Source organism: Paracoccus yeei ATCC BAA-599, from assembly GCF_000622145.1.
GTDB lineage: Bacteria > Pseudomonadota > Alphaproteobacteria > Rhodobacterales > Rhodobacteraceae > Paracoccus > Paracoccus yeei.
In genome coordinates, this window is sequence record NZ_JHWH01000023.1 from 1 (window position 1) to 21,293 (window position 21,293).

Here is a 21,293-nt window from a genome sequence, read left to right on the forward strand (position 1 = left end):
TTCTTCTGGCGTTTGACGAATGGCTTCACGTAGACCGGCGGGATCAGGCGCACTTCATGTCCAAACGTCTCGAAAGCGCGGCCCCAGCCATGCGCCGTCGCACACGCCTCCATGGCGACAACGCACCGCGGTACCTGAGACATGAACGCAAGTAGCTGGCCACGCGAAAGCCTTTTGCGAAACACGACGGATCCGTCGTGACCGGCACCGTGCAGGTGGAAAATGCGCTTTGCCAGATCGATCCCGATAATCGTAACCTCGGACATGGATGCTCCCTCCTTCTGTGATGGCTTCAACACGCATCACATTGGCACATTGCGATGCCGTCAGGTGGGGGCATCCACGCCATCAGAGCCCTTCCCTGTTCGACCGGCCGGCCCGGCCCGGCCTTTTGTTCGGGCCGGGGCCGTCCTATATGCTGGCAGGCGAACGACTGGCCGCGAAAGGAAACCCATGTCCCGCAAAGCGACACAGCGCCTGTCCTTTTTCCTGCTGATGGGGCTGGTGCTTTACGCCTCGTTCGGGGGCGCGGGCTGATCATGGCGAAACGCTACACGGGCCCTCATTCACCGCAGGCCCGGCCGGACGACCGCCGCCCCCTGCCCCGCCCGCGCGACCTGCGCCATCCGCTGGAATCGCGCACCCGCTGGATCACCCTCATGGCGATCCCGTTCCTGCTGAGCGCCTTCTGGCAGGGGCCGCTGGGCCTGGCCGCGCATCTTGCGGCCTTCGGCGGGCTGGCGCTGGGGATGGCCCTGACGCGCGAAGGGCTGATGGCCGAAGCGGCCTATGACGCCCGCCCCGTCGCCCGCCGCCCCGCCTGGCCGCGCAAGCTGTTTGGCGGCATCCTGACCGGCGTGGCGCTGGGCGTGGGCTCCTGGGTGCCGGGCGCCGAGCTTGGCGCCGCCGTCATCGGCGTCGCGGGCGGCGTGCTGCACTGGCTGGCCTTTGGCCCCGACCCGATGCGCGACAAGGGGATGGAGGGCATCGACAGCGTCCAGCAGGACCGCGCCCACCGCATCATCGCCGAAGGCGAGGCGCATCTGAAGGCCATGCAGGACGCGATCCTGCGCACCGGCGACCGCCGGCTGGACGCCCGGGTCGCCATGTTCGCGGCCACCGCGCGCGACCTGTTCCAGCGCATCGAACAGGACCCGGGCGACATCGCCGCGACCCGGCGCTACATGGGCGTCTATCTGCAGGGCGCCCGCGACGCGACGGTGAAGTTTGCCGACCTTTATGCCCAGACCCGCGACCCGCGCGCGCGCCAGGATTACGAAACCCTGCTGGGCGACCTGGAATCGCAGTTCGCCGCCCGCACCCGCAAGCTGGTCGAGGGCGACCGCGCCGACCTGGATATCGAGATCAGCGTGCTGCGCGACCGGCTGGCCCGCGAAGGCGTCCGGCCCCCTGCCCCGGCCGAGCCCTCCGAGCCGGCCGAACTCGAGCGGCCGATGACGCTCGACGACCTGCTGATCCCGCGCGAGCCGACGAGACGCTGATGCCGCGTTTTGCCTTGCTGATCGACTATGACGGCACACCCTTTGCCGGTTGGCAGGCGCAGGCCGAACAGCCCAGTGTGCAGGGCGCGATCGAGGCGGCGCTGGCCCGGCTGGACCCGGGCTTTGCCCAGGGCGCGCGCATCGCGGCCGCCGGCCGCACCGACGCGGGGGTCCACGCCACCGGGCAGGTCGCCCATGCCGACCTCGCCCGCGACTGGGACCCGTTCCGCCTGTCCGAAGCGCTGAACTGGCACCTGAAGCCCGCCCCTGTCGCCATCCTGGCCGCCGCGCGCGTGGACGAGGATTTCCATGCCCGATTCTCGGCCCAGGAGCGGCGCTACAGCTTTCGCCTGGTCGCCCGGCGCGCGCCGGTCACGCATGACCGGGGCCGGGTCTGGCAGGTGCTGAGCCCGCTGGATCTGGAGGCCATGCGCGCGGGCGCGGCGCATCTGCTGGGCCGCCACGACTTCACCACCTTCCGGTCGACCATGTGTCAGTCGAAAAGCCCGGTGAAGACGCTGGACGCCATCAGGATCGAAGAGTTTCCCATTCCGCGCGGCCGCGAATACCGCTTTCACCTGCGGGCCCGGTCCTTCCTGCACAACCAGGTGCGGTCCATCGTCGGCACGCTGGAACGGGTGGGGGCGGGCGCCTGGCACCCCGACCGCGTGGCCGAGGCCCTGGCGGCGCGCGACCGCGCGGCCTGCGGCCCGGTCTGCCCGCCGCAGGGGCTTTACCTGACCGGCGTGGGCTATCCCGCCGATCCCTTCGCCTGAGGAGGGGTTATTCCGCAGGGATGCGGTTGGCCTCGAGCGGGCTTGGCGCCACGACCGCACGGGGCGGGATCACCAGCGCATGCGCCTTGGCGGCGGTGGCATTGGCCTTGGGCGACGCCGGCACTTTTCCCGACGGCGCCCGGCGGCGACCGCGCCCCTGCCAGTTCGGGATCAGCACGGTCATGATGGTGTGCCAGATGATCCACAGGTCCACGCGCAGGTTGCGCCGGCGCTGATAGATCATGTCGAGCCGCAGCTTTGTCGGCAGGCAGCGGCGGTAATAGGCGGCCTCGGTCGCCTCGGCGGTGGTGCAGCGCGCCATGATGCGGTCTTCGTGGGCGTGATAGATCATCGTCGCAAGGCCGGTGACGCCCGGCCGGTCCTGCAGCACCACGGCGTAAAGCGCGGGGAACCGCTCGACATATTCGCGCAGCGGCGGGCGCGGTCCGACAAAGCTCATGTCGCCGCGCAGGATGTTGAACAGCTGCGGCAGTTCGTCGATGCGCGTGCGCCGCAGGAAACGCCCGACCCGGGTGATGCGCCAGTGCTTGTGCGCACCCGTCGCCCCCGAATCGCCGTCCTGGCGCAGCATGGTGCGGAACTTGAGCAGCTTGAACTGTTCCCCCGGGGCGCGCATGCGCGGCGCGACATAGAACAGCGGCCTGCCCTGCATCAGCAGCAGCACCGCCGCCACCACCACCATCACCACCGACAGCGGCACCAGCAGCACCAGCGCCAGCACGATGTCGAAGACCCGCTTGCCCGGCGTCATGCCGATCCGGCCCGAGTCCGGTTCGCGGGCGATCCAGGCAAGCTCGAACCCGGGGACCGAAGCGAGGTCACGGCGGTCGGCTTTGTCCCAATCCTGGTGAATGGTCACAATGGGATTCCCGCGCTTTTGCCTGTGTGCCTTGTTTTTCGCCCTAGCATAGCGGGGCGAAAATGGGAACGAACGCAAGGGGCAAAGCGCAACGGACTTGCGCGACCGTGTCCTTTCGGCCAGTCTTTGCCCATCATCCTTGCAGCCGGTCGCCTGAAACATGCGGAAATCCCTGGTCGTTCTGGACGACACCCGCGAATGTCTGAACGCCATCCGCTTTGCCGCCATGCGCGCGGCCAAGACGGGCGGCGGGGTGCAGGTGCTGGCCGTCATCCCCGCCTCGGAAATCCAGCATGGCATGGGCGTGGCCGAGGTCATGCGGGCCGAGGCCTATGAACGCATCCAGGCCCATTTCGAGGTCTTTGCCAAATGGATGCGCGACCGCCCCGGGGTCGAGCCCGAACTGGTCATCCGCGAGGGCGAGCCCGCGACCGAGCTTCTGGCCCAGATCGGCGACGACCCGGAAATCGGCATCGTGGTGCTGGCCGCCTCGGCCGACAGTTCGGGGCCGGGGCCGCTGGTCACGCGCCTGATGCGCGAGGTGGCGACGCTGCCCTGCCCCATCACCATCGTGCCGGGCGACATCTCGCGCGAGCGGCTGGAAAAGATCACCTGATGGACCGCCGACTGGGCTGGATCGCGCTGGCGCTGATCCCGCCCATGGCCGGGCTGTTCCACCTGCTGTCGCTGACCCGGCATCCGTTGACGGGCTATCTGATCGGGATGGGCGTCTACTGGCTGCTGCTGATCGCGGCGCTGGTCTGGCGCGGGTGCTGGCCCTGGCGCATCGGCAGGCCGGCACGCTGGACGGTCCTGGGTTTCGCGGCGCTGCTGGGGCTTGCCCTGTGGATGGGGCGGGACTGCCTGGACCGGCTTTCCCCGCTGGTCATGGCGGCGGTCGTCGTCTCGGCGCTGCTGAACGGCTTTCTCGAGGAAGGGTTCTGGCGCGGCGCGCTGATCCCCGGCCTGGGCCGAGGCGACTGGGGCCGCGCGCTGGCGCCGCTGGGGCTGTTCGTGCTGTGGCACCTGGCGCCGATGGCGGGACAGGCGCGCATTACCCATGCCTGCAACGACGTGAACATGCTGCTGGCCGCGGCCCTGCTGGCCGTGCCCGCGATGGGGGCGCGGCTCAGTTCCGGCAGCGCGGGCGCGGGTGCCCTGGGCCACGCGGCGCTGAACCTGGCGGTCTTCTGGATCATCGCCGCCCACTCTCCGGCGTAAGGGGCCGCGGCGCGGGGCTCTCCCTTGACTTGGCCCCCCTCGGCTCCCCATATCCCCGGCAAAGGAGTGCCTCCATGTTCATCCAGACCGAAACCACCCCGAACCCCGCCACGCTGAAGTTCCTTCCGGGCGAAACCGTTCTGGGCAGCGGGACCGCCGATTTCACCGAGGCCGGCACCGCCGCCGCCAGCCCGCTGGCGCGCCGCATCTTTGCCGTGCCGGGCGTCACGGGGGTTTTCCTGGGCTCGGACTTCGTGACCGTCACCAAGGCCGACAGCGCCGTCTGGGACCACCTCAAGCCGTCGGTCCTGGGCGCGATCATGGAACATTACCAGTCCGGCGCCCCGGCGATCGAAGGCGTGGCCCAAAGCGCCCATAACGATCAGGCCGGTCCCGACGCCGGCATCGTCGAGCAGATCAAGGAACTGCTGGACACCCGCGTACGGCCGGCGGTGGCGCAGGACGGCGGCGACATCACCTTTCACGGCTTCGACCGCGGCGTGGTCTATCTGCACATGCAGGGCGCCTGCGCCGGCTGCCCGTCCTCGACCCTGACGCTGAAGATGGGGATCGAGAACCTGCTGCGCCACTATATCCCCGAAGTGACCGAGGTCCGGCCCGTTGGCTGACGGCCTGTCCCTGGGGTTCGACACATCGGCCGCGCATTGCGCGGCCGCTTTGGTCAGCGGCACCCGCATCCTGGCCGCCCGGCACGAGGAGATGACCAAGGGCCAGGCCGAGCGGCTGTTCCCCTTGCTGGCCGAACTGCTGGCCGAGGCGGGCGTGGACTGGCGCGACCTGTCGGTCGTGGGCGTCGGCACCGGGCCGGGCAATTTCACCGGCGTCCGCATCGCGGTGGCCGCCGCGCGCGGCCTGGCGCTGTCGCTGCGCATCCCCGCCGTGGGTGTCAGCGCAACCGAGGCCGCCGCCCTGGACCTGCCGCGCCCCTGCCGCGTCGCCCTGCCCGCCCGCGCGGGCGAGGTGATCTGGCAGGACTTCGGGCCCAGGGACGCCGCTGACCGGCCGGCGCAGGGGCCGCTGCACATGCTGCCACCCGGGCCCCCGATCCTGCTGCAGCGCCACCCGCCGGCGGTGGCCATCGCCCGCATCGCCCTGGCCCGGCGCGACCAGCCCGGCCTGCCCCGGCCCGCGCCGATCTATCTGCGCCCCGCCGATGCCGCCCCCGCGCGCGACCGGGGGCCGGTGATCCTGGCATGACCCCCGCAGCCCTGGCCGCGCTGCATGCGCGCTGCTTTGCCGCCCACCCCCGCCCCTGGTCCGCGACCGAGATTGAGGGGCTGTTGGACAGCCCGCCGAATTTCCTGATCGACCTGCCACAAGGCTTCCTGATCGGCCGCGCCGTCGCCGACGAGGCCGAGCTTCTGACCCTGGCCGTCGCCCCCGAGACCCGCCGGCAGGGGCTGGCGCGCGCGCTGCTGGCCGGATTTTACGCAAGGTCGCGCGAGCGCGGCGCGGAGCGCGCCTTTCTTGAGGTGGCGTCCGACAACCCGGCCGCGCTTGCGCTTTACCGCAGCGAGGGCTGGGCCGAGGCGGGACGGCGGCGGGGTTATTACGCGCCCGGCATCGACGCGATCCTGATGGACCGGGCGCTGTAGCCGGTTGACGGACCAGGGCCCATGCGCCCTAATCCCCTGGCTCCCGGGCTGAATCGCCCGCAACAGGTTGAGGTTCGAACAATGTCCCTGATGAAATCGCTGCTGGCCGGCGCCTGCCTGACCCTGATGCCGCTGGGGGCGCTGGCCGATCCGGCGCTGATCTTCGACCTGGGCGGGAAATTCGACAAATCCTTCAACGAGGCGGCCTATAACGGCGCCGAACGCTGGAAGGCCGAGACGGGCGGCAGCTACAAGGAACTGGAGATGCAGTCCGAGGCGATGCGCGAACAGGCGCTGCGCCGGCTGTCCGAAACCGGGGCCAATCCCATCGTGATGACCGGCTTTGCCTTTGGCGAGGTGCTGTCCAAGGTCGCGCCCGACTATCCCGACACGAAATTCGTCATCATCGACGCCAGCGTGGACCAGCCCAACGTGCAGTCGATCGAGTTCTCCGAGGAGCAGGGCTCGTATCTGGCGGGGGTGATGGCGGCCAAGGCCTCGAAATCGGGCACCGTCGGCTTTATCGGGGGCATGGACATTCCGCTGATCCACAAGTTCGAATGCGGCTATGCCCAGGGCTTCAAGGCCGCGCGGCCCGACGGCACGCTGATCGTGAACTATGCCGGCACCACGCCCGCGGCCTGGAACGACCCGGTCAAGGGCGGCGAGCTGGTCAAGGCGCAGATCTCGCAGGGGGCGGACGTGATCTATGCCGCGGCGGGCGCGACCGGCATCGGCGTGCTGCAGGCGGCAGCCGACGGCGGCATCCTGTCGATCGGCGTGGACAGCAACCAGAACGCGCTGCATCCGGGCAAGGTGCTGACCTCGATGGTCAAGGGCGTGGACAACGCGGTCTACGAGGCGTTCAAGGCCGGCGCCGACCTCGCCCCCGGGCGCAAGCTGATGGATCTGGCCTCGGGCGGGGTGTCGGTGGCGATGGACGACAACAACAAGCCCCTGGTCACGCCCGAGATGACCGAGGCCGTCGAGGCTGCCAGCAAGGGCATCATCGACGGCTCGATCGCGGTGCACGACTACATGACCGACAACACCTGCCCGGTGCAGTGATGGCGGCGCCGGAGCCCCCGGCCATCGAACTCCGGGGGATTTCCAAGGCCTTCGGCCCGGTTCAGGCGAACAAGGGCATCGACCTCAGCGTGCCGCGCGGCACCATCCACGGCATCATCGGCGAGAACGGCGCCGGAAAATCGACGCTGATGTCGATCCTTTACGGGTTCTATCGCCCAGACGCGGGCGAGATCCTGATCGGCGGCAAGCCCGTCGCCATCGCCGACAGCCAGGCGGCGATCCGCGCGGGCATCGGCATGGTGTTCCAGCATTTCAAGCTGGTCCAGAATTTCACCGTGCTGGAAAACGTCATCCTGGGGGCCGAAGACGGCGGCCTTCTGCGCCCCTCGCTGGCGCGGGCGCGCGGCGAATTGCAGCGGCTGGCGCGGGAATACGAACTGCAGGTCGATCCCGACGCGCTGGTCGAGGACCTGTCGGTCGGCCACCAGCAGCGGGTGGAGATCCTGAAGGCGCTGTATCGCCAGGCCGACATCCTGATCCTGGACGAGCCTACGGGCGTCCTGACGCCGGCCGAGGCCGACCACCTGTTCCGCATCCTGCGGGGCCTGCGGGACGAGGGCAAGACCATCATCCTGATCACCCACAAGCTGCGCGAGATCATGGAGATCACCGACAATGTCAGCGTAATGCGGCGCGGCGAGATGGTGGCCTCGGTCCGGACCGCCGACACGAGCCCGGCCGCGCTGGCCGAGCTGATGGTCGGGCGTAAGGTGCTGCTGCGCGTCGACAAGGCCCCCGCCCGCCCCGGCGCGCCCGTGCTGGAGGTGCGCGGCCTGCGCATGGTCGATGCCCAGGGCGTCGAGCGGCTGCGCGGCATCGACCTGACCATCCGCGCCGGCGAGATCCTGGGGCTGGCCGGCGTCGCCGGCAACGGCCAGACCCAGCTGCTGGAGATCCTCGGCGGCTATCCCGAAGCCGGCGCGCGGCTTTCGGGCGAGGTCCGGCTGAACGGCCGGGTGCTGCCGCTGGCGGGGTCGGACGCGCGCGCGCGGCGGCATGCCGGCATCGGCCATGTCCCCGAGGACCGCCAGGCCGAGGGGCTGATCCTGGAGTTCTCGGCCTGGGAAAACGTGGCCTTCGGCTATCACGACGCGCCGGAATACAACCGGGGCTGGCTGATGGACGAGGCCGCGATCCGCGCCGATGCGCAGGGCAAGATCGAGCGCTTCGACGTGCGCCCGCCCGACCCGGACCTGGCGGCGCGCAACTTCTCGGGCGGGAACCAGCAGAAGATCGTCGTCGCGCGCGAGGTCGAGCGCGACCCCGACCTGCTGCTGATCGGGCAGCCCACCCGCGGCGTCGACATCGGCGCCATCGAATTCATCCACAAGCGCATCGTGGCGCTGCGCAACGCGGGCCGGGCGGTGCTGCTGGTCTCGGTCGAGCTGGACGAGATCCTGGCGCTGTCGGATCGCATCGCGGTGATGTTCGACGGCCGCATCATGGGCGAGCGCCGGCCGGACGAGGCCAAGACCGGCGATCTGGGCTGCCTGATGGCGGGCGTCGATCCCGCGGTGGCGCCGCCCGAAGCCGCGATCCCGCCGGCGGCCGCGCCCGGCGCCGCACCCGAGGGGGTCGCCTGATGCGCGGTCGCACGCCTCCGGCGGGGGTATTTGGAAAACGGCGAAAGCCGGTGGAGGCGCGCTGATGGAGCGGATGCCGCGATGGGCCGACGTGATCCTGACGCCGCTGATCTCGCTGGCGCTGGCCTTCGCGATCTCGGCACTGGTGATCCTGGCGATCGGCGAAAGCCCGACCGAGGCGCTGAAGGTCATGGTCGAGGGCGCGCTGGGGTCCAGCTATGGCTGGGGCTTTACCCTGTATTACGCGACGAACTTCATCTTCACGGGGCTTGCCGTTTCGGTCGCCTACCACGCCGGCCTGTTCAACATCGGCGGCGAGGGCCAGGCGGCGATGGGGGGCCTGGGCGTCACGCTGGTGGTCCTGGCCCTGCCCTGGCCGCATTGGGCCCTGGCCCTGCCCGCCGCGATGGTCGGGGCGGCGGGGTTCGGCGCGCTTTGGGCGCTGATCCCCGCCTGGCTGCAGGCCCGGCGCGGCAGCCATGTCGTCATCACCACGATCATGTTCAACTTCATCGCGGCGGCGGTGCTGAACTATGTGCTGGTCAATGTGCTGCGCCCGGTGGGCAGCATGGACCCCGCCTCGGCCAGCTTTCCGGCGGCCGTGCATCTGCCGAAGCTGTCGGACATGGCGCTGGCTCTGGGCGTGACCTGGGGCAAGAACACGCCGGCGAACGTCACCTTCTTCATCGCGCTGGCCGCCTGCGTCCTGGTCTGGCTGCTGATCTGGCGCACGCGGCTGGGCTATGAGATCCGGGCCTTCGGCCGGTCCGAGCCCGCGGCGCTTTACGCCGGCATCTCTCCGCTGCGGATCACGGTCATGGCCATGGTGATCTCGGGCGCGCTGGCCGGGCTGATGGCCGTCAACACCGTCATGGGCGAGGCCGAGCGGCTGGTGCTGAACGCGGTCGAGGGCGCGGGCTTCATCGGCATCGCGGTGGCCCTGATGGGGCGCAACCACCCCCTGGGCGTGGCCCTGGCGGCGCTGCTGTTCGGGTTCCTGTACCAGGGCGGGGGCGAGCTGGCGCTGTGGACCACCATCCCGCGCGAGTTGATCGTGGTCATCCAGGCGCTGGTGATCCTGTTCACCGGGGCCTTGGACAACATGGTGCGGATGCCGCTGGAACGGCTGTTCGCCCGCAGGCGCGGAGGGGCGTGATGGATTTCCCGACGGTCATCCAGATCCTCGACAGTGCCGTGCGGCTGATGGTGCCCCTGCTGCTGGCCTGCCTGGCCGGGCTTTATTCCGAACGGGCGGGCGTGTTCGACATCGGGCTGGAGGGCAAGATGCTGATGGCGGCCTTTGCCTCGGGCTCGGTCGCCTATGCGACGGGCAGCGCCTGGGCAGGGCTGGCGGCGGGCATCGCAGGGTCGCTGGTGCTGTCGCTGATCCACGGGCTCGCCTCGATCACCTTCCGGGGCAACCAGCTGATCTCGGGCGTGGCGATCAATTTCCTGGCCTCGGGGTTGACGGTGCTGCTGGGGCAAAGGATCTTTGCGCTTGGCGGGCGCACCCCGTCGCTTGACGGCACGGCGCGGTTCACGGAGATTACCCTGCCCTTCGCCGAGGCGCTGCGGCCGGTGCCGGTGGTCGGGCGCATCTACGCCGACCTCATCTCGGGCCATTCGGTCCTGGTCTATCTGGGCCTTGCGATCGTGCCGCTGACCTGGTGGGTGCTTTACCGCACACGCTTTGGCCTGCGCCTGCGGGCGGTCGGCGAAAACCCGGCCTCGGTCGACACCGCCGGCGTGTCGGTAACGCGGCTGCGCTACGGCGCCGTGCTGATCTGCGGCGTACTCTGCGGCATCGCGGGCGCCTATCTTGCCACCGCCATCTCGGCTGGCTTCGTCAAGGAGATGACGGCCGGGCGCGGCTTCATCGCGCTGGCGGCCCTGATCTTTGCCAAGTGGCGGCCCTGGGGCGCGCTTGGCGCCACCTTCCTGTTCGGGCTGATGGAGGCGGTGGCGAACCGCTATCCGAACCTGGACCTGGGGATCGTCACCATCCCGTCGATGTTCATGACCGCGCTGCCCTATATCCTGACCGTCATCATCCTGGCAGGCTTTGTCGGCCGCGCCATCCCGCCCCGCGCCGGAGGAGAGCCCTATGTCAAGGAACGCTGAGCTTGTCCGCCTGATCCGCGACCGCGCGGGCGCGGAGGCGCCGGAATTCGGGCTGATCCTGGGGTCGGGCCTGGGGCACCTGTCGGCGGCGGTCGAAGGCGTGGCGATCCCCTATGCCGACCTGCCGGGCTTTCCGCAGGCCGGCGTCTCGGGCCATGTGCCGCGGCTGGCCATCGGCCGGCTGGAGGGCCGTCGCGTCGCCGTCCTGGGCGGGCGGGCGCATTACTACGAAACGGGCCGCGCCGATGCGATGCGCCCGGCGCTCGAGGTCCTGAAGGCGCTGGGATGCCCGCGCCTGATCCTGACGAACGCGGCCGGCAGCCTGCGGCCCGACCTGCCGCCCGGATCGCTGATGCTGCTGTCCGACCACATCGCCTTTGCCGGCACCAACCCCCTGATCGGCGAGCCCAGCGAGGCCCGCTTCGTCCCGATGACAGACGCTCACGACCCCGGCCTGCGCCACGCGCTGATGGCGGCGGCCGGCGCCGAGGGGCTGGACCTGCCCGAAGGGGTCTATTGCTGGTTTTCGGGCCCCAGCTTCGAAACCCCGGCCGAGATCCGGGCCGCCCGGGTGCTGGGCGCCGATGCGGTCGGCATGTCCACGGTCCCCGAGGTGATCCTGGCCCGCTTCCTGGGTCTGCGCTGCGCGGCGATCTCGGTCATCACGAACATGGGGGCGGGACTGTCGGACGAAGCGATCAGCCACGACCACACCAAGGCCATGGCCCCCCTGGGCGCGGCCAAGCTGGAACGGGTGCTGCGGCGCTTTCTGCGCGACAGCGCCTGATCCCCGCGTTTCTTTCTTGTCTAAATATCCCCGCCGGAGGCACCGGCCGCGCCGCCGGCGCCGGGCTGCCAGTCGAGCCCGGCCAGAGCCGCCTCGACCCGATCCGCCGCCGCGTCCAGATCGTCCAGACCCCCAAGCGCCACCACCCGGCCGCGGCCGTCGTCGTGGCGGGCGCGGTGCCGGTCATAGCGGGGGTCGTAATGGTCGCGCATCAGCGCGGCGGAAAGCCCCGCCCAGTCGCGGGCATCGACCAGACGCAGCCAGCCCTCGATCCGCTCGGCGGGGTGGACCGGGCGCAGGCTGTTCACGATGCCGGCCACGCGCTCGGGGTCGGCGGCGGCCTCGGCATAGCTTTGCGCGGTATAGGCGGCGCGAGCCTCGACCGGGACGGCAAGCCGGATGCGCGGGGCGGCGATGATGGCCTGCCAGATGCCGCGCGGCAGGTTCAGGTCGCCGATGCGCGAACTTTCGGCCTCGACCAGCACGGGGCGCGCAGGGTCCAGCGCCTCAAGCGCCATGGCCAGCCGGCCCTCGAACAGCTTCTGGCCGGGCTGGCCGCCGGGCATGGCGCCGAACAGGCTGCCGCGATGGTTCGCCAGCCCCTCCAGGTCGATGACCTGATGGCCGCGGGCGGCAAGGCGGTGCAGGATCTCGGTCTTGGCGCTGCCGGTATTGCCGTCCAGCACCACCACGGGCGAGCGGACCGGCGCCGTGACGCGCGCGACCACCAGCGCGCGCCAGGCCTTGTAGCCGCCTTCGATCCGGCCGACACGCCAGCCGATCTGGCCCAGGATGGTGGCGAAGGCGCCGGACCGCTGCCCGCCGCGCCAGCAATAGATCAGCGGCCGCCAGCCGCCGCCGTGACCCGAGAGCGGCCCTGCGATGTGGCGCGCCACATTGGCCGCGACCAGCGCGCCGCCCAGCTTGCGCGCGTCAAAGGGGGAAACCTGCTTGTAGATCGTGCCGACCCGGGCCCGTTCGTCGTCCGACAGCACCGGCAGGCTGACGGCGCCCGGCAGGTGATCCTCGGCATACTCCGAGGGAGAGCGGCCGTCGATGATGGTGTCGAACCCGGCCAGCGCCGGGTCCGACAGCGATGTCAGCCGGATGTCCAATCAGTAGACGTAGACGGGGGTGCCGACCGGGACCTGTTCGTACAGGTCCATCACCGCCTCGTTGCGCATGCGCAGGCAGCCGTTCGACACCGCGCGCCCGATCGAGTTCGGCTCGGTCGTGCCGTGGATGCGGATCGAGGTGTCGTTGCCCTTGGCGTCGTAAAGATAAAGCGCCCGCGCGCCCAAGGGGTTCGTCGGGCCGCCCGGCATCCCGTCGGCCCATTTGCCGTATTGCTGGGGCTTGCGCTTGATCATCGCGGGGGTGGGCCTCCAGCTGGGCCATTCGGTCTTGCGGCCCACGGTGGCGCGGCCCTTCCAGACCAGTTCGTCCTTGCCCACGGCGACGCCGTAGCGAATCGCCCGGCCGGGGGCCACGACGTGATAAAGGAAGAAATCCTTGGACACGACGACGATGCTGCCCACCTCGAAATCGGGGCGGATCGCCACCTCGGTCGGGGCATAGGGGTCGCGCCGGGTCTCGGCTTGGGCGGCGACAGGGGTGGCCTGCTGTTGCGCCAGCAGCAGCGAAGGCGCAACGGCGAGCGAGGCGGAAAGCATCAGCATCTGGCGGCGGTTCATCATCTTGTCCTGGCTTCGGGCATGTCATCCCAGCCGGTAACGCCTTGGTCGCGGGCAATCAACTCAAAGCGCCGTGACGGGGGCACAGGGCGGCAATCCTGCCACGCCCCGCTGTCCAGAATACGGGCAGAAGCGCCGTCCAAAGCCTTGTGACGCAGCGTCCATGTCCCCGGCGCCGGGCACGCTGCTAGGATGCCGGCGCGACATCCGTGTCGCTTGTCCTGACGATTGCCAAGGTTATTCTCCATGCCGTTCCGTGCTCTTGCCCTGCTTCTTGCCATGACCGCAGCCCCCCTTGCCGCCCAGGCCGAACAGATCCGACTTTTGGCCTTTGGCGACAGCCTGACCGCAGGCTACGGGCTGAAACAGGCCGACGGACTGGTGCCGCGCCTTCAGGCCTGGCTGGACGCGCACGGCCATGACGTGGTGGTGCTGAACGGGGGCCTGTCGGGCGACACCACGGCGGGCGGCCGCGCCCGCATCGAACGGTCGCTGGCGCGCCACGACCCCGACGCGGTGATGGTGGAACTGGGGGGCAACGACCTGCTCTATGACCTGGGCGTGGCCGGGGCCGAGGACAACCTGGACGCCATCCTGACGGCGGCCACACAGGGGGGTCGGCCCGTGCTGCTGGTGGGCATCGCCAAGCCCGACCGGGACGAGGCCCGGCGCCGCGCCTGGGCCGAGCTTTGGCCAAGGCTGGCGCAAAGGCATGGCACGCTGGTCTATGACAATCTTTACATGCCGCTTTTCTCGCTGCCGCAGTCCGAACTGCCGCGCATGATGCAAGGGGACGGCGTCCACGCCTCGGCCGACGGCGTGCGGCTGGTGGTCGAAGCCCTGGGGCCCCAGGTCGAGGCGCTGCTGGCCCAGGTCCAGCGCAAGCGGCAGGCGGCAGGCGGCTGACACCGCCCGAAATGCCAAAAGCCCCGCCGAATGGCAGGGCTTTGCAGGAATCCCCGGGACCGCGAATCGGTCGGCCCGGCAATCCGGCGCGGATCAGGCCTTGGCCAGCTCGCGCTTGATCTTCAGGGCGCGGTCCGACAGCTCCTCGTCGCGGGCTTTCGCCAGGAAGGCGTCGAGGCCCCCGCGGTGGTCCACCGAGCGCAGGGCAGCGGCCGAGATGCGCAGCTGGTAGGTGCGGCCCAGCTTGTCCGAGATCAGCGAGACCTCGTTCAGGTTGGGCAGAAACCGGCGGCGGGTCTTGTTGTTGGCGTGGGACACGTTGTTGCCGCTCATCGGGCCCTTGCCGGTCAGTTCGCAAACGCGCGACATGATCTTGTTCCTTCGATTCGTTTGAGCGGTCGCCCGCAATATGAAAGGGCGCCGCGTGGCAGCGCCCGGAATTCTGTCTGCGGGGGAATAAACGCAGCCAGGCCCAAGGTCAAGCCTTTTCGCCCCGATTCCTTGCCGCCCCTGCCCCGTCCCGCACGGCGGGATCGGCGCCGGGGCAGGCATCGAAGGTCCGCAGCCAGTCCAGCACATCCGCCGCCGCCGCATTGGGGTCGCTTTCGCCCCGCGCGACGGCGTCGCCCGCGCGCCGCAGCCGGTCGCGGACCTCGGGCTGTTCCAGCCGCGCCAGCAGGCCCGCGCGCACGTCCGCCAGGAACCAGTGCCGCGCCTGTTCGGCCCGCCGCGCAGCGAAATGGCCGTGGTCGCGCCGCCAGTCGGCCAGGGCGGTCATCCGCGCCCAGGCCGTGTCCAGCCCCAGCCCCGTCTGGGCCGAGACGGGCAGCGCCTGGGGAAATCCCTCGGGGTCGTAGGGCCGCTTGCGCATCAGCCGCAGCGCGCCGGCGTAATCGGCCACGGTGCGCAGCGCGGTGTCGTGAAGCGCGCCGTCGGCCTTGTTGACCAGGATGATGTCGGCGATCTCCATGATGCCGCGCTTGACGCCCTGCAATTCGTCGCCGCCGGCCGGGGCCAGCAACAGGATGAACAGGTCCGACATCTCGGCCACCAGGGTCTCGGACTGCCCGACGCCCACGGTCTCGATCAGCACCACGTCGAAGCCCGCCGCCTCGCACAGGCGCACCGTCTCGCGCGTGCGGCGGCCGACGCCGCCCAGTTCCGCGCGCGAGGGCGAGGGGCGGATGAAGGCCATGGGGTCGCGCGCCAGCGTCTCCATCCGGGTCTTGTCGCCCAGGATGGAGCCGCCCGAGCGGACCGAGCTGGGGTCGACCGCCAGGACCGCGACGCGAAGCCCCTGCCCGGTCAGCATCTTGCCGAACGCCTCGATGAAGGTGGACTTGCCCACCCCCGGCGTACCCGACAGCCCGATGCGCAGCGCCTGGCGGCCGGGCAGGTCCGACAGCAGCGCAAGCGCCCGGGCCCGGTGGTCGGCGCGCGTGCTTTCGATCAGCGTGATGGCGCGCGACAGGGCGCGCCGGTCGCCCTGGACTAGGGCCGTGGTCAGATCATCCATGCGTTCCCGCCCGTGACCGCGGGGGCCGACTGCCCCGTCGCCGGTCGGTCTTGGACCGATGGCGCGCCGACCGTCAACCCCCGTGGATCTTTGTCCACGAAAGAACCGCGCATGACGCGCTTGCCGCAGGCCTGGGCGAACGCTAGGGTCCGCCGCGACGGAGGGCCGATGCTGACACGACGAACCCTGTTGGCCGCCATCGCGGCGGGGCTGGCGGGACCGGCGCTGGCCGGGGACGGGCTGCGGCTGCTGATGGTGCGGCGCCGGGGCTGCGTCCATTGCGCCGCCTGGGACCGCGAGGTCGGTCCGGTCTATGCCCGTCACCCCGAGGGCCGGGCCGCCCCGCTGATGATGGTCGATGTGGACGGGCCCTATCCCGACGGGCTGGCGCTGGATCGCAAGCCCTGGCTGACGCCCAGCTTCATCCTGCTGCGGGACGGGCTGGAGGTGACGCGGTTCGAGGGCTATCCGGGCGCCGAGCGGTTCTTTCCGGTCCTGCGGGCCATGCTGGAGCGGGCGCGCGCCTGAAGGCTTTCGCCCTGCCTGGGCTTGCGCTATCTGGGGCCGCGTGAACCTGATGAGGAACCGTCATGCACGACATCCGCGCCATCCGCGAGAACCCCGCAGCCTTCGACGCGGCCCTGGGCCTGCGCAACCTGCCCCCGGCCTCGCCGCAGATCCTGTCGCTGGATGCCGAGCGCCGGTCCCGGATCAGCGCCGCCGAGGCCGCCCAGGCCGAGCAGAACAAGGCCAGCAAGGAAGCGGGGGCCGCGAAGGGCCGCGGCGACGAGGCCGAGTTCGAGCGGCTGCGCGCGCTGGTGTCCGCCAAGAAGGACGAGATCGCCCGCATGCAGGCCGAGGCTGCCGCCCTGGACGGGCAGCTGCGCGAGATGCTGATGGGCATCCCGAACCTGCCGGTCGAAAGCGTCCCCCCCGGGCAGGACGAAAATGACAATGTCGAGATCAACCGCTGGGGACAGCCCCGCACCTTCGATTTCACCCCGCGCGAGCATTACCAGATCGAAGGCGTCAAGCCCGGCATGGATTTCGAGACAGCCGCCAAGCTGTCGGGCGCCCGCTTCGTCGTGCTGAAGGGGGGCGTCGCGCGCATCCAGCGCGCCCTGGCGCAGTTCATGCTGGACCTGCACACCGCCGAACACGGGCTCGAGGAAACCTGGACCCCGGTCCTGGTGCTTTCGGACATGATGGTCGGCACCGGCCAGCTGCCCAAGTTCGGCGAGGACAGCTATCAGACCCGCGAAGGCTGGTGGCTGATCCCGACCTCCGAGGTGACGCTGACCAACACCGTGCATGGCGATCTGGTCGATCACGCCAGCCTGCCGCGCCGCATGGTCGCCCACAGCCAATGCTTCCGGTCCGAGGCAGGCAGCGCGGGCCGCGACACCGCCGGGATGCTGCGCCAGCACCAGTTCGAGAAGGTCGAGATGGTCTCGATCACCGATGCCGAAAGCGGCATGGCGGAACACGCCCGCATGACCCGCTGCGCCGAAACCGTGCTGGAACGGCTGGGCCTGCCCTATCGCACCATCGTGCTCTGCGGCGGCGACATGGGCTTTGGCGCCCGCATCACCCATGACCTGGAAGTCTGGCTGCCCGGCCAGGACCGTTACCGCGAGATTTCCAGCGTCAGCTATTGCGGCGATTTCCAGGCCCGGCGCATGAACGCCCGCTATCGCCCGGACGGCGGCGGCAAGCCCGAGTTCGTGCATACGCTGAACGGTTCGGGGCTGGCCGTCGGGCGCACGCTGATCGCGGTGCTGGAGAACGGCCAGCAGGCCGACGGCTCGGTCGAACTGCCCGAGGCGCTGCATCCCTATCTGGGAGGCAAGACCCGGCTGGCGGCGGACGGCACCCTGGCCTGAGGCCCGGCAGATTAATCGTCAGCCGCTCCGCAATGGGGCGAAACCGGCGTGGCTGCCGGGCGTTCCGATGGCATGAGACGAGCTGGCGGCCATCTTCTGATTGTAGCGACGCTGGCATTCGTGGCCAGCCTGCTGGCCTATGCGATGATCCCCCGCTCGCCGCCACGGGGGTCCGCTTCCCTTGATCCGCTTTCGGGCGGCCCCCTGCCCGGGGTCGATATCGTCGGCCTGTTCCTGCGGCCCCCGAATCTGGCGATGGGGTCGCTGATGGCGCTGGCCATTGCTGCGCTGCTTTATCACGCGGCCTATCGGTTGCAGGAAACCCAGCGCCTGCGCACGGCCGAGGCCGCGCTGCGCGACCGGCTGGGCCGCAGGCTGCGGGCGGGCGCCTCGGGCCCGCCGCCGCCGCGTCAGATCCTGGAACTGCACCGGCGCGACGACAGCCTGGCCGAACATGCCCCGGCGATCATCGGGCTGGTGGCCGGCGCAGTCTGGCCCTGGCTGTTTCCCAAGTCCCCGCTGGCGGCCTTCCTGGTCGCAGCGGTCAGCCTGGCAGGCTTCCTGGCGGCCGCCCTGCGCGGCACCCGCCAGGGCAAGCTGCGGCAACAAAGCAACCCCCTGGGCTTTGTGGCGGGCTGGGCCACGATGGTGACATTCGCCCTGTTCATCGCCCTGCTGCAACGCAAGCTCGGCGCGCCCCTGACCCTGGCCGCCACCGTGGGCCTGGCGCTGGCCGCGCTTGCGGCGCTGAGCGTGCAGTTGCGGATGGGGCGCACCATCGGCTTCAGCCTGGCGGTGCTTTGGGGGCTGGTCGCGCTGGCCGCCAGCACCGTGACCGTCAATGCGGCGCTGGCGACGCTGGCGGTCCTGGCCATCGCGGTCATCGTCTTTGGCCTGGTGCAGGCGGCGACCTAGGCCTTGGGCTTTTGCCGGGTCTTGTGCTTGGACAGCGCGCCGGACTGGTTGATCTTGTCGGCCTTGTCCTTGTAGGGGTTCTTGGTCCCCTGGTCGCGGAAGGTCAGCCGGATCGGCGTGCCTGGCATGTCGAAATCGGCCCGCAGCCCGTTTACCAGATAGCGCTGATAGCTGTCGGGCAGCTTGTCCACATGCGTCGCCATGACCACGAAGGCCGGCGGCCGGGTTTTCACCTGCGTCATGTAGCGCAGCCGGATGCGGCGCCCGCCGGGCGCGGGCGGCGGATGCGCCTCGGTCATGGCGCCCAGCCACTGGTTCAGCCGCGCGGTCGGCACACGGCGGTTCCAGACCTCGTGCGCCTTCAGGATGGCGTTGTGCAGCCGGTCCAGCCCCTTGCCGGTACGCGCGGACACCGTGACCAGCGGCGCGCCCTTGAGCTGCGGCAGCAGGCGCTCGAACGCCTCGCGCAATTCGTTCAGCTTGTGCGGCTTGTCGTCCTCGAGGTCCCATTTGTTCGCGGCGATGACCACGGCGCGGCCTTCGCTTTCGGCGAAATCGGCGATGCGCAGGTCCTGCTGCTCGAACGGGATGCCCACGTCCAGCAGCACGACGACCACTTCGGCGAAACGCACCGCGCGCAGTCCGTCGGCGACCGAGAGCTTTTCCACCTTGTCGCTGATCCGGGCCTTCTTCCGCATCCCGGCGGTGTCGAAGATGCGCACCGGCGTGCCCATGAAATCGGTGGCGACGCTGATCGAATCGCGGGTGATTCCGGCCTCGGGGCCGGTCAGCAGGCGATCCTCGCCCAGGATCTTGTTGATCAGCGTGGACTTGCCCGCGTTGGGGCGGCCGATGACGGCGATCTGCAGGGGCTTCGCCGCGCTGGGACGCCAGCTTTCGTCGTCATCCTCGGCCACGTCGACATCGGTGTCGGGGGCCTGCTGGACATTCGCGGCCTCGAATTCTTCGGCCAGCGGAACCAGCGCGCGATAAAGATCGTCCATCCCCTCGCCGTGCTCGGCGCTGATGCGCAGAGGCTCGCCCAGGCCCAGGGCATAGGCCTCCAGCGCGCCGGATTCGCCGGCGCGGCCCTCGGCCTTGTTGGCGGCCAGGATGACGTGCCTGGCGCGCTTGCGCAGGATGTCGGCGAAATATTCGTCGGCCGCGGTCACGCCCGCGCGGGCGTCGATCACGAACAGGCAGACGTCCGCCTCGTCCACCGCGCGTTCGGTCAGGCGGCGCATGCGGCCTTGCAGGCTGTCGTCGTCGGCCATTTCAAGGCCGGCCGAATCGACCACGATAAAGCGCAGGTCGCCCAGGCGCCCCTGCCCTTCGCGCAGGTCGCGGGTCACGCCGGGCTGGTCGTCGACCAGGGCCAGGCGCTTGCCGACCAGGCGGTTGAACAGGGTGGACTTGCCGACGTTCGGCCGCCCGACGATGGCGAGGGTAAAGCTCATCTGTATGCGATCAACTGGCCGTCATGGGTGACGACATAAAGGGTCTGGCCCGCGACGGCCGGGGCCGCGGCGGCGCCGCCCGGGATCTCGGCCGTGCCGATCAGGGCGCCCGAAGCGGGGTCGAAGACGCGCAGATAGCCGTCCGAGCCGGCAAGGTAAAGCTTGTTCCCCGCCAGCACCGGGCCGTAGTGGTTCCAGACCTTGTCCTGCTTGCGCACGACCTGTCTGGTGAAATAGGGCAGCTTCTGCGCCCAGACCCGGCCGCCGTTCGCGGCATCCAGCCGGATCAGCTGCGCCTGGTCGTTGACCAGGAAGACCGCGTTGCCGGCGACCAGGGGCGGGCTGGACGCGCCCTCGGGCGCCTCCCATTTCATGGCGCCGGTCGCCAGGTCATAGGCCCCGACCCGGCCCGAGCTGGTGCCGGCATAGACCGTATCGCCCAGGATCACCGGGTCGCCCGTCATGTCGCGGAACAGCCCGATGGCCCGGCCCAGCCGCGTGCCCGCGACATTGGCCGACCAGAGCTGGCCGCCACCGTCGCGCTCGACCCCCATCAGCTCGCCCGTGGAATAGGGAAAGACCACGGTCGAGCCGGCGACGGCGGGGGAGGACACGCCCATCACGCCGGCCATGCCGTCGTTGCCGGACACCTGCCACAGCACCTTGCCGTCATTGGCGCGCACGGCCCAGCCCTGGGCGTCGCGGCCCATGACATAGACCACGCCATTGGCGACCGTGGGGGCGCCGCCGATCGGAGCGCCGACGCGCTGGCGCCAGGCGACGCCGCCGGTGCGGGCATCCAGCGCCACAAGCTCGCCATAGCCGGTGGTGGCAAAGACGCGGTTGTCCTCGAAGGCCAGGCCGCCGCCCGACACGCTGCGGTCGTTTTCGCCCGCCGGGCGCAGGTCCACGCCCCAGACACGGCCGCCGCCGGGGGTGGTGGCGGTGACGGTGGACTGGCTGTCCAGCGCGAAGACCAGCCCCGCCGCCACGATCGGGTCGGCGGTGACGCGGTGGCGCCGGTCCGAGGCAGCGCCAATGTTGGCAGACCAGATCCGGCTGGTCCCCGCCCCCAGCGCCATGTTGCCCGAGACATGTGCCGGACCGCCCGCGCGCTGCGGCCAGTCGGCGTTGCCGCGCACCGGCGGCAGCGACAGGGCGGCGGTGGTCGGCGCGACACGCCCCTGCGTCAGCCCGCTTTCGGGGGAAAGCACGGTGCGCGGGTCCAGCCTTTCGCCGGGCAGGATGTCATCCTTTTGCTGGCAGGCAGCCAGGGCGGTCAGGCCCGCCAAAGCGGCGATCAGGGGCAACCGTGTCATCGCTGTCTCCTCAAGTTGGCGGGCGGGA

At 70.2% G+C, this 21,293-nt stretch carries 23 protein-coding genes and 1 pseudogene; 16 read left to right on the forward strand and 8 right to left on the reverse strand.

Annotation, left to right across the window (positions count from 1 at the left end; translation table 11 throughout):
* Positions 1-266 (reverse strand): annotated as a pseudogene (locus BU28_RS23015) (IS110 family transposase); the annotation flags it as partial.
* A 273-nt stretch (positions 267-539) separates the two neighbouring features.
* Between BU28_RS23015 and BU28_RS0113370 the strand changes: the two are divergent.
* Both BU28_RS0113370 and truA read left to right on the forward strand, forming a co-directional pair.
* On the forward strand, positions 540-1,502 hold the full coding sequence (locus tag BU28_RS0113370) for a 5-bromo-4-chloroindolyl phosphate hydrolysis family protein (RefSeq protein WP_036762901.1): 963 nt from the start codon (positions 540-542) through the stop codon (positions 1,500-1,502).
* Positions 1,502-2,278: a tRNA pseudouridine(38-40) synthase TruA gene (gene truA / locus BU28_RS0113375; protein WP_028719930.1), complete on the forward strand. Its 777-nt coding sequence runs from the start codon at positions 1,502-1,504 to the stop codon at positions 2,276-2,278. The genes BU28_RS0113370 and truA overlap by 1 nt, the downstream gene beginning before the upstream one ends.
* A 7-nt stretch (positions 2,279-2,285) precedes the next feature.
* On the opposite strand, the gene BU28_RS23020 is transcribed toward truA, so the two are convergent.
* Positions 2,286-3,158: a sugar transferase gene (locus tag BU28_RS23020; RefSeq protein WP_028719931.1), complete on the reverse strand. Its 873-nt coding sequence runs from the start codon at positions 3,156-3,158 to the stop codon at positions 2,286-2,288.
* 160 nt (positions 3,159-3,318) lie between these two features.
* Between BU28_RS23020 and BU28_RS0113385 the strand changes: the two genes are divergently transcribed.
* From BU28_RS0113385 to BU28_RS0113430, 10 genes are all read left to right on the forward strand, one after another.
* On the forward strand, positions 3,319-3,774 hold the full coding sequence (locus tag BU28_RS0113385; protein ID WP_028719932.1) for a universal stress protein: 456 nt from the start codon (positions 3,319-3,321) through the stop codon (positions 3,772-3,774).
* Positions 3,774-4,379 (forward strand): CPBP family glutamic-type intramembrane protease, encoded by a 606-nt coding sequence (locus BU28_RS0113390; RefSeq protein WP_028719933.1) that lies wholly within the window; start codon positions 3,774-3,776, stop codon positions 4,377-4,379. Before BU28_RS0113385 ends, BU28_RS0113390 begins: the two co-directional genes overlap by 1 nt.
* Before the next feature lie 74 nt (positions 4,380-4,453).
* A complete protein-coding gene (locus BU28_RS0113395) occupies positions 4,454-5,008 on the forward strand; it encodes a NifU family protein (protein ID WP_028719934.1) in 555 nt (184 codons plus the stop codon).
* Positions 5,001-5,597 (forward strand): tRNA (adenosine(37)-N6)-threonylcarbamoyltransferase complex dimerization subunit type 1 TsaB, encoded by a 597-nt coding sequence (gene tsaB / locus BU28_RS0113400; protein ID WP_028719935.1) that lies wholly within the window; start codon positions 5,001-5,003, stop codon positions 5,595-5,597. Before BU28_RS0113395 ends, tsaB begins: the two co-directional genes overlap by 8 nt.
* Positions 5,594-5,995: a GNAT family N-acetyltransferase gene (locus BU28_RS0113405; RefSeq protein ID WP_028719936.1), complete on the forward strand. Its 402-nt coding sequence runs from the start codon at positions 5,594-5,596 to the stop codon at positions 5,993-5,995. The genes tsaB and BU28_RS0113405 overlap by 4 nt, the downstream gene beginning before the upstream one ends.
* Positions 5,996-6,076: 81 nt before the next feature.
* Entirely contained in the window at positions 6,077-7,063 is a 987-nt protein-coding gene (locus tag BU28_RS0113410; RefSeq protein ID WP_028719937.1) for a BMP family lipoprotein, read from the forward strand.
* Positions 7,063-8,667 carry an ABC transporter ATP-binding protein gene (locus tag BU28_RS23025; RefSeq protein ID WP_036762902.1) on the forward strand — a complete coding sequence of 535 codons (1,605 nt, stop codon included), beginning with the start codon at positions 7,063-7,065 and terminating at the stop codon, positions 8,665-8,667. The genes BU28_RS0113410 and BU28_RS23025 overlap by 1 nt, the downstream gene beginning before the upstream one ends.
* Positions 8,668-8,731: 64 nt before the next feature.
* Positions 8,732-9,823: an ABC transporter permease gene (locus tag BU28_RS0113420; protein ID WP_028719938.1), complete on the forward strand. Its 1,092-nt coding sequence runs from the start codon at positions 8,732-8,734 to the stop codon at positions 9,821-9,823.
* On the forward strand, positions 9,823-10,788 hold the full coding sequence (locus tag BU28_RS0113425) for an ABC transporter permease (protein WP_028719939.1): 966 nt from the start codon (positions 9,823-9,825) through the stop codon (positions 10,786-10,788). Before BU28_RS0113420 ends, BU28_RS0113425 begins: the two co-directional genes overlap by 1 nt.
* A complete protein-coding gene (locus BU28_RS0113430) occupies positions 10,772-11,575 on the forward strand; it encodes a purine-nucleoside phosphorylase (protein ID WP_028719940.1) in 804 nt (267 codons plus the stop codon). The genes BU28_RS0113425 and BU28_RS0113430 overlap by 17 nt, the downstream gene beginning before the upstream one ends.
* 20 nt (positions 11,576-11,595) lie before the next feature.
* On the opposite strand, the gene mnmH is transcribed toward BU28_RS0113430, so the two are convergent.
* Together mnmH and BU28_RS0113440 are read right to left on the reverse strand one after the other, a co-directional pair.
* Positions 11,596-12,690 (reverse strand): tRNA 2-selenouridine(34) synthase MnmH, encoded by a 1,095-nt coding sequence (gene mnmH, locus BU28_RS0113435; RefSeq protein WP_028719941.1) that lies wholly within the window; start codon positions 12,688-12,690, stop codon positions 11,596-11,598.
* Positions 12,691-13,269 carry a L,D-transpeptidase gene (locus BU28_RS0113440; RefSeq protein WP_080621790.1) on the reverse strand — a complete coding sequence of 193 codons (579 nt, stop codon included), beginning with the start codon at positions 13,267-13,269 and terminating at the stop codon, positions 12,691-12,693.
* A 246-nt stretch (positions 13,270-13,515) separates the two neighbouring features.
* Here BU28_RS0113440 and BU28_RS0113445 point away from each other — a divergent pair, with 246 nt between their 5' ends.
* Entirely contained in the window at positions 13,516-14,175 is a 660-nt protein-coding gene (locus BU28_RS0113445) for an arylesterase (protein WP_036762903.1), read from the forward strand.
* Positions 14,176-14,268: 93 nt separating this feature from the next.
* On the opposite strand, the gene rpmB is transcribed toward BU28_RS0113445, so the two are convergent.
* Positions 14,269-14,544, reverse strand: coding sequence for a 50S ribosomal protein L28 (gene rpmB, locus BU28_RS0113450; RefSeq protein WP_028719944.1), 276 nt, complete (start codon positions 14,542-14,544; stop codon positions 14,269-14,271).
* Positions 14,545-14,653: 109 nt separating this feature from the next.
* Positions 14,654-15,691: a methylmalonyl Co-A mutase-associated GTPase MeaB gene (meaB, locus tag BU28_RS23030; RefSeq protein WP_080621788.1), complete on the reverse strand. Its 1,038-nt coding sequence runs from the start codon at positions 15,689-15,691 to the stop codon at positions 14,654-14,656.
* Between the two features lie 168 nt (positions 15,692-15,859).
* Here meaB and BU28_RS0113460 point away from each other — a divergent pair, with 168 nt between their 5' ends.
* The 3 genes from BU28_RS0113460 to BU28_RS0113470 all read left to right on the forward strand — a co-directional run bounded on the left by BU28_RS0113460 (position 15,860) and on the right by BU28_RS0113470 (position 18,489).
* On the forward strand, positions 15,860-16,219 hold the full coding sequence (locus BU28_RS0113460; protein WP_028719945.1) for a SoxS protein: 360 nt from the start codon (positions 15,860-15,862) through the stop codon (positions 16,217-16,219).
* A gap of 62 nt (positions 16,220-16,281) precedes the next feature.
* Complete coding sequence (gene serS, locus BU28_RS0113465) at positions 16,282-17,574, forward strand: serine--tRNA ligase (protein WP_028719946.1); 1,293 nt, start codon at positions 16,282-16,284, stop codon at positions 17,572-17,574.
* A gap of 72 nt (positions 17,575-17,646) precedes the next feature.
* Positions 17,647-18,489, forward strand: coding sequence for a hypothetical protein (locus BU28_RS0113470; protein ID WP_028719947.1), 843 nt, complete (start codon positions 17,647-17,649; stop codon positions 18,487-18,489).
* Here the strand turns inward: BU28_RS0113470 and der are convergent.
* Positions 18,486-19,946, reverse strand: a complete 1,461-nt coding sequence (der, locus tag BU28_RS0113475) for a ribosome biogenesis GTPase Der (RefSeq protein WP_028719948.1) — start codon at positions 19,944-19,946, stop codon at positions 18,486-18,488. The genes BU28_RS0113470 and der overlap by 4 nt on opposite strands.
* Positions 19,943-21,265, reverse strand: a complete 1,323-nt coding sequence (locus BU28_RS0113480; protein WP_028719949.1) for a PQQ-binding-like beta-propeller repeat protein — start codon at positions 21,263-21,265, stop codon at positions 19,943-19,945. The genes der and BU28_RS0113480 overlap by 4 nt, the downstream gene beginning before the upstream one ends.
* Positions 21,266-21,293: the final 28 nt, after the last annotated feature.

Coding starts and splice junctions, on each gene's coding strand:
- BU28_RS0113370 (WP_036762901.1), top strand. CDS start 540: ATGGCGAAACGCTACACGGGCCCTCATTCACCGCAGGCCCGGCCGGAC.
- truA (WP_028719930.1), top strand. CDS start 1,502: ATGCCGCGTTTTGCCTTGCTGATCGACTATGACGGCACACCCTTTGCC.
- BU28_RS0113385 (WP_028719932.1), top strand. CDS start 3,319: ATGCGGAAATCCCTGGTCGTTCTGGACGACACCCGCGAATGTCTGAAC.
- BU28_RS0113390 (WP_028719933.1), top strand. CDS start 3,774: ATGGACCGCCGACTGGGCTGGATCGCGCTGGCGCTGATCCCGCCCATG.
- BU28_RS0113395 (WP_028719934.1), top strand. CDS start 4,454: ATGTTCATCCAGACCGAAACCACCCCGAACCCCGCCACGCTGAAGTTC.
- BU28_RS0113405 (WP_028719936.1), top strand. CDS start 5,594: ATGACCCCCGCAGCCCTGGCCGCGCTGCATGCGCGCTGCTTTGCCGCC.
- BU28_RS0113410 (WP_028719937.1), top strand. CDS start 6,077: ATGTCCCTGATGAAATCGCTGCTGGCCGGCGCCTGCCTGACCCTGATG.
- BU28_RS23025 (WP_036762902.1), top strand. CDS start 7,063: ATGGCGGCGCCGGAGCCCCCGGCCATCGAACTCCGGGGGATTTCCAAG.
- BU28_RS0113420 (WP_028719938.1), top strand. CDS start 8,732: ATGGAGCGGATGCCGCGATGGGCCGACGTGATCCTGACGCCGCTGATC.
- BU28_RS0113425 (WP_028719939.1), top strand. CDS start 9,823: ATGGATTTCCCGACGGTCATCCAGATCCTCGACAGTGCCGTGCGGCTG.
- BU28_RS0113430 (WP_028719940.1), top strand. CDS start 10,772: ATGTCAAGGAACGCTGAGCTTGTCCGCCTGATCCGCGACCGCGCGGGC.
- BU28_RS0113440 (WP_080621790.1), bottom strand. CDS start 13,269: ATGAACCGCCGCCAGATGCTGATGCTTTCCGCCTCGCTCGCCGTTGCG.
- BU28_RS0113445 (WP_036762903.1), top strand. CDS start 13,516: ATGCCGTTCCGTGCTCTTGCCCTGCTTCTTGCCATGACCGCAGCCCCC.
- rpmB (WP_028719944.1), bottom strand. CDS start 14,544: ATGTCGCGCGTTTGCGAACTGACCGGCAAGGGCCCGATGAGCGGCAAC.
- meaB (WP_080621788.1), bottom strand. CDS start 15,691: ATGGATGATCTGACCACGGCCCTAGTCCAGGGCGACCGGCGCGCCCTG.
- BU28_RS0113460 (WP_028719945.1), top strand. CDS start 15,860: ATGCTGACACGACGAACCCTGTTGGCCGCCATCGCGGCGGGGCTGGCG.
- serS (WP_028719946.1), top strand. CDS start 16,282: ATGCACGACATCCGCGCCATCCGCGAGAACCCCGCAGCCTTCGACGCG.
- BU28_RS0113470 (WP_028719947.1), top strand. CDS start 17,647: ATGAGACGAGCTGGCGGCCATCTTCTGATTGTAGCGACGCTGGCATTC.
- der (WP_028719948.1), bottom strand. CDS start 19,946: ATGAGCTTTACCCTCGCCATCGTCGGGCGGCCGAACGTCGGCAAGTCC.
- BU28_RS0113480 (WP_028719949.1), bottom strand. CDS start 21,265: ATGACACGGTTGCCCCTGATCGCCGCTTTGGCGGGCCTGACCGCCCTG.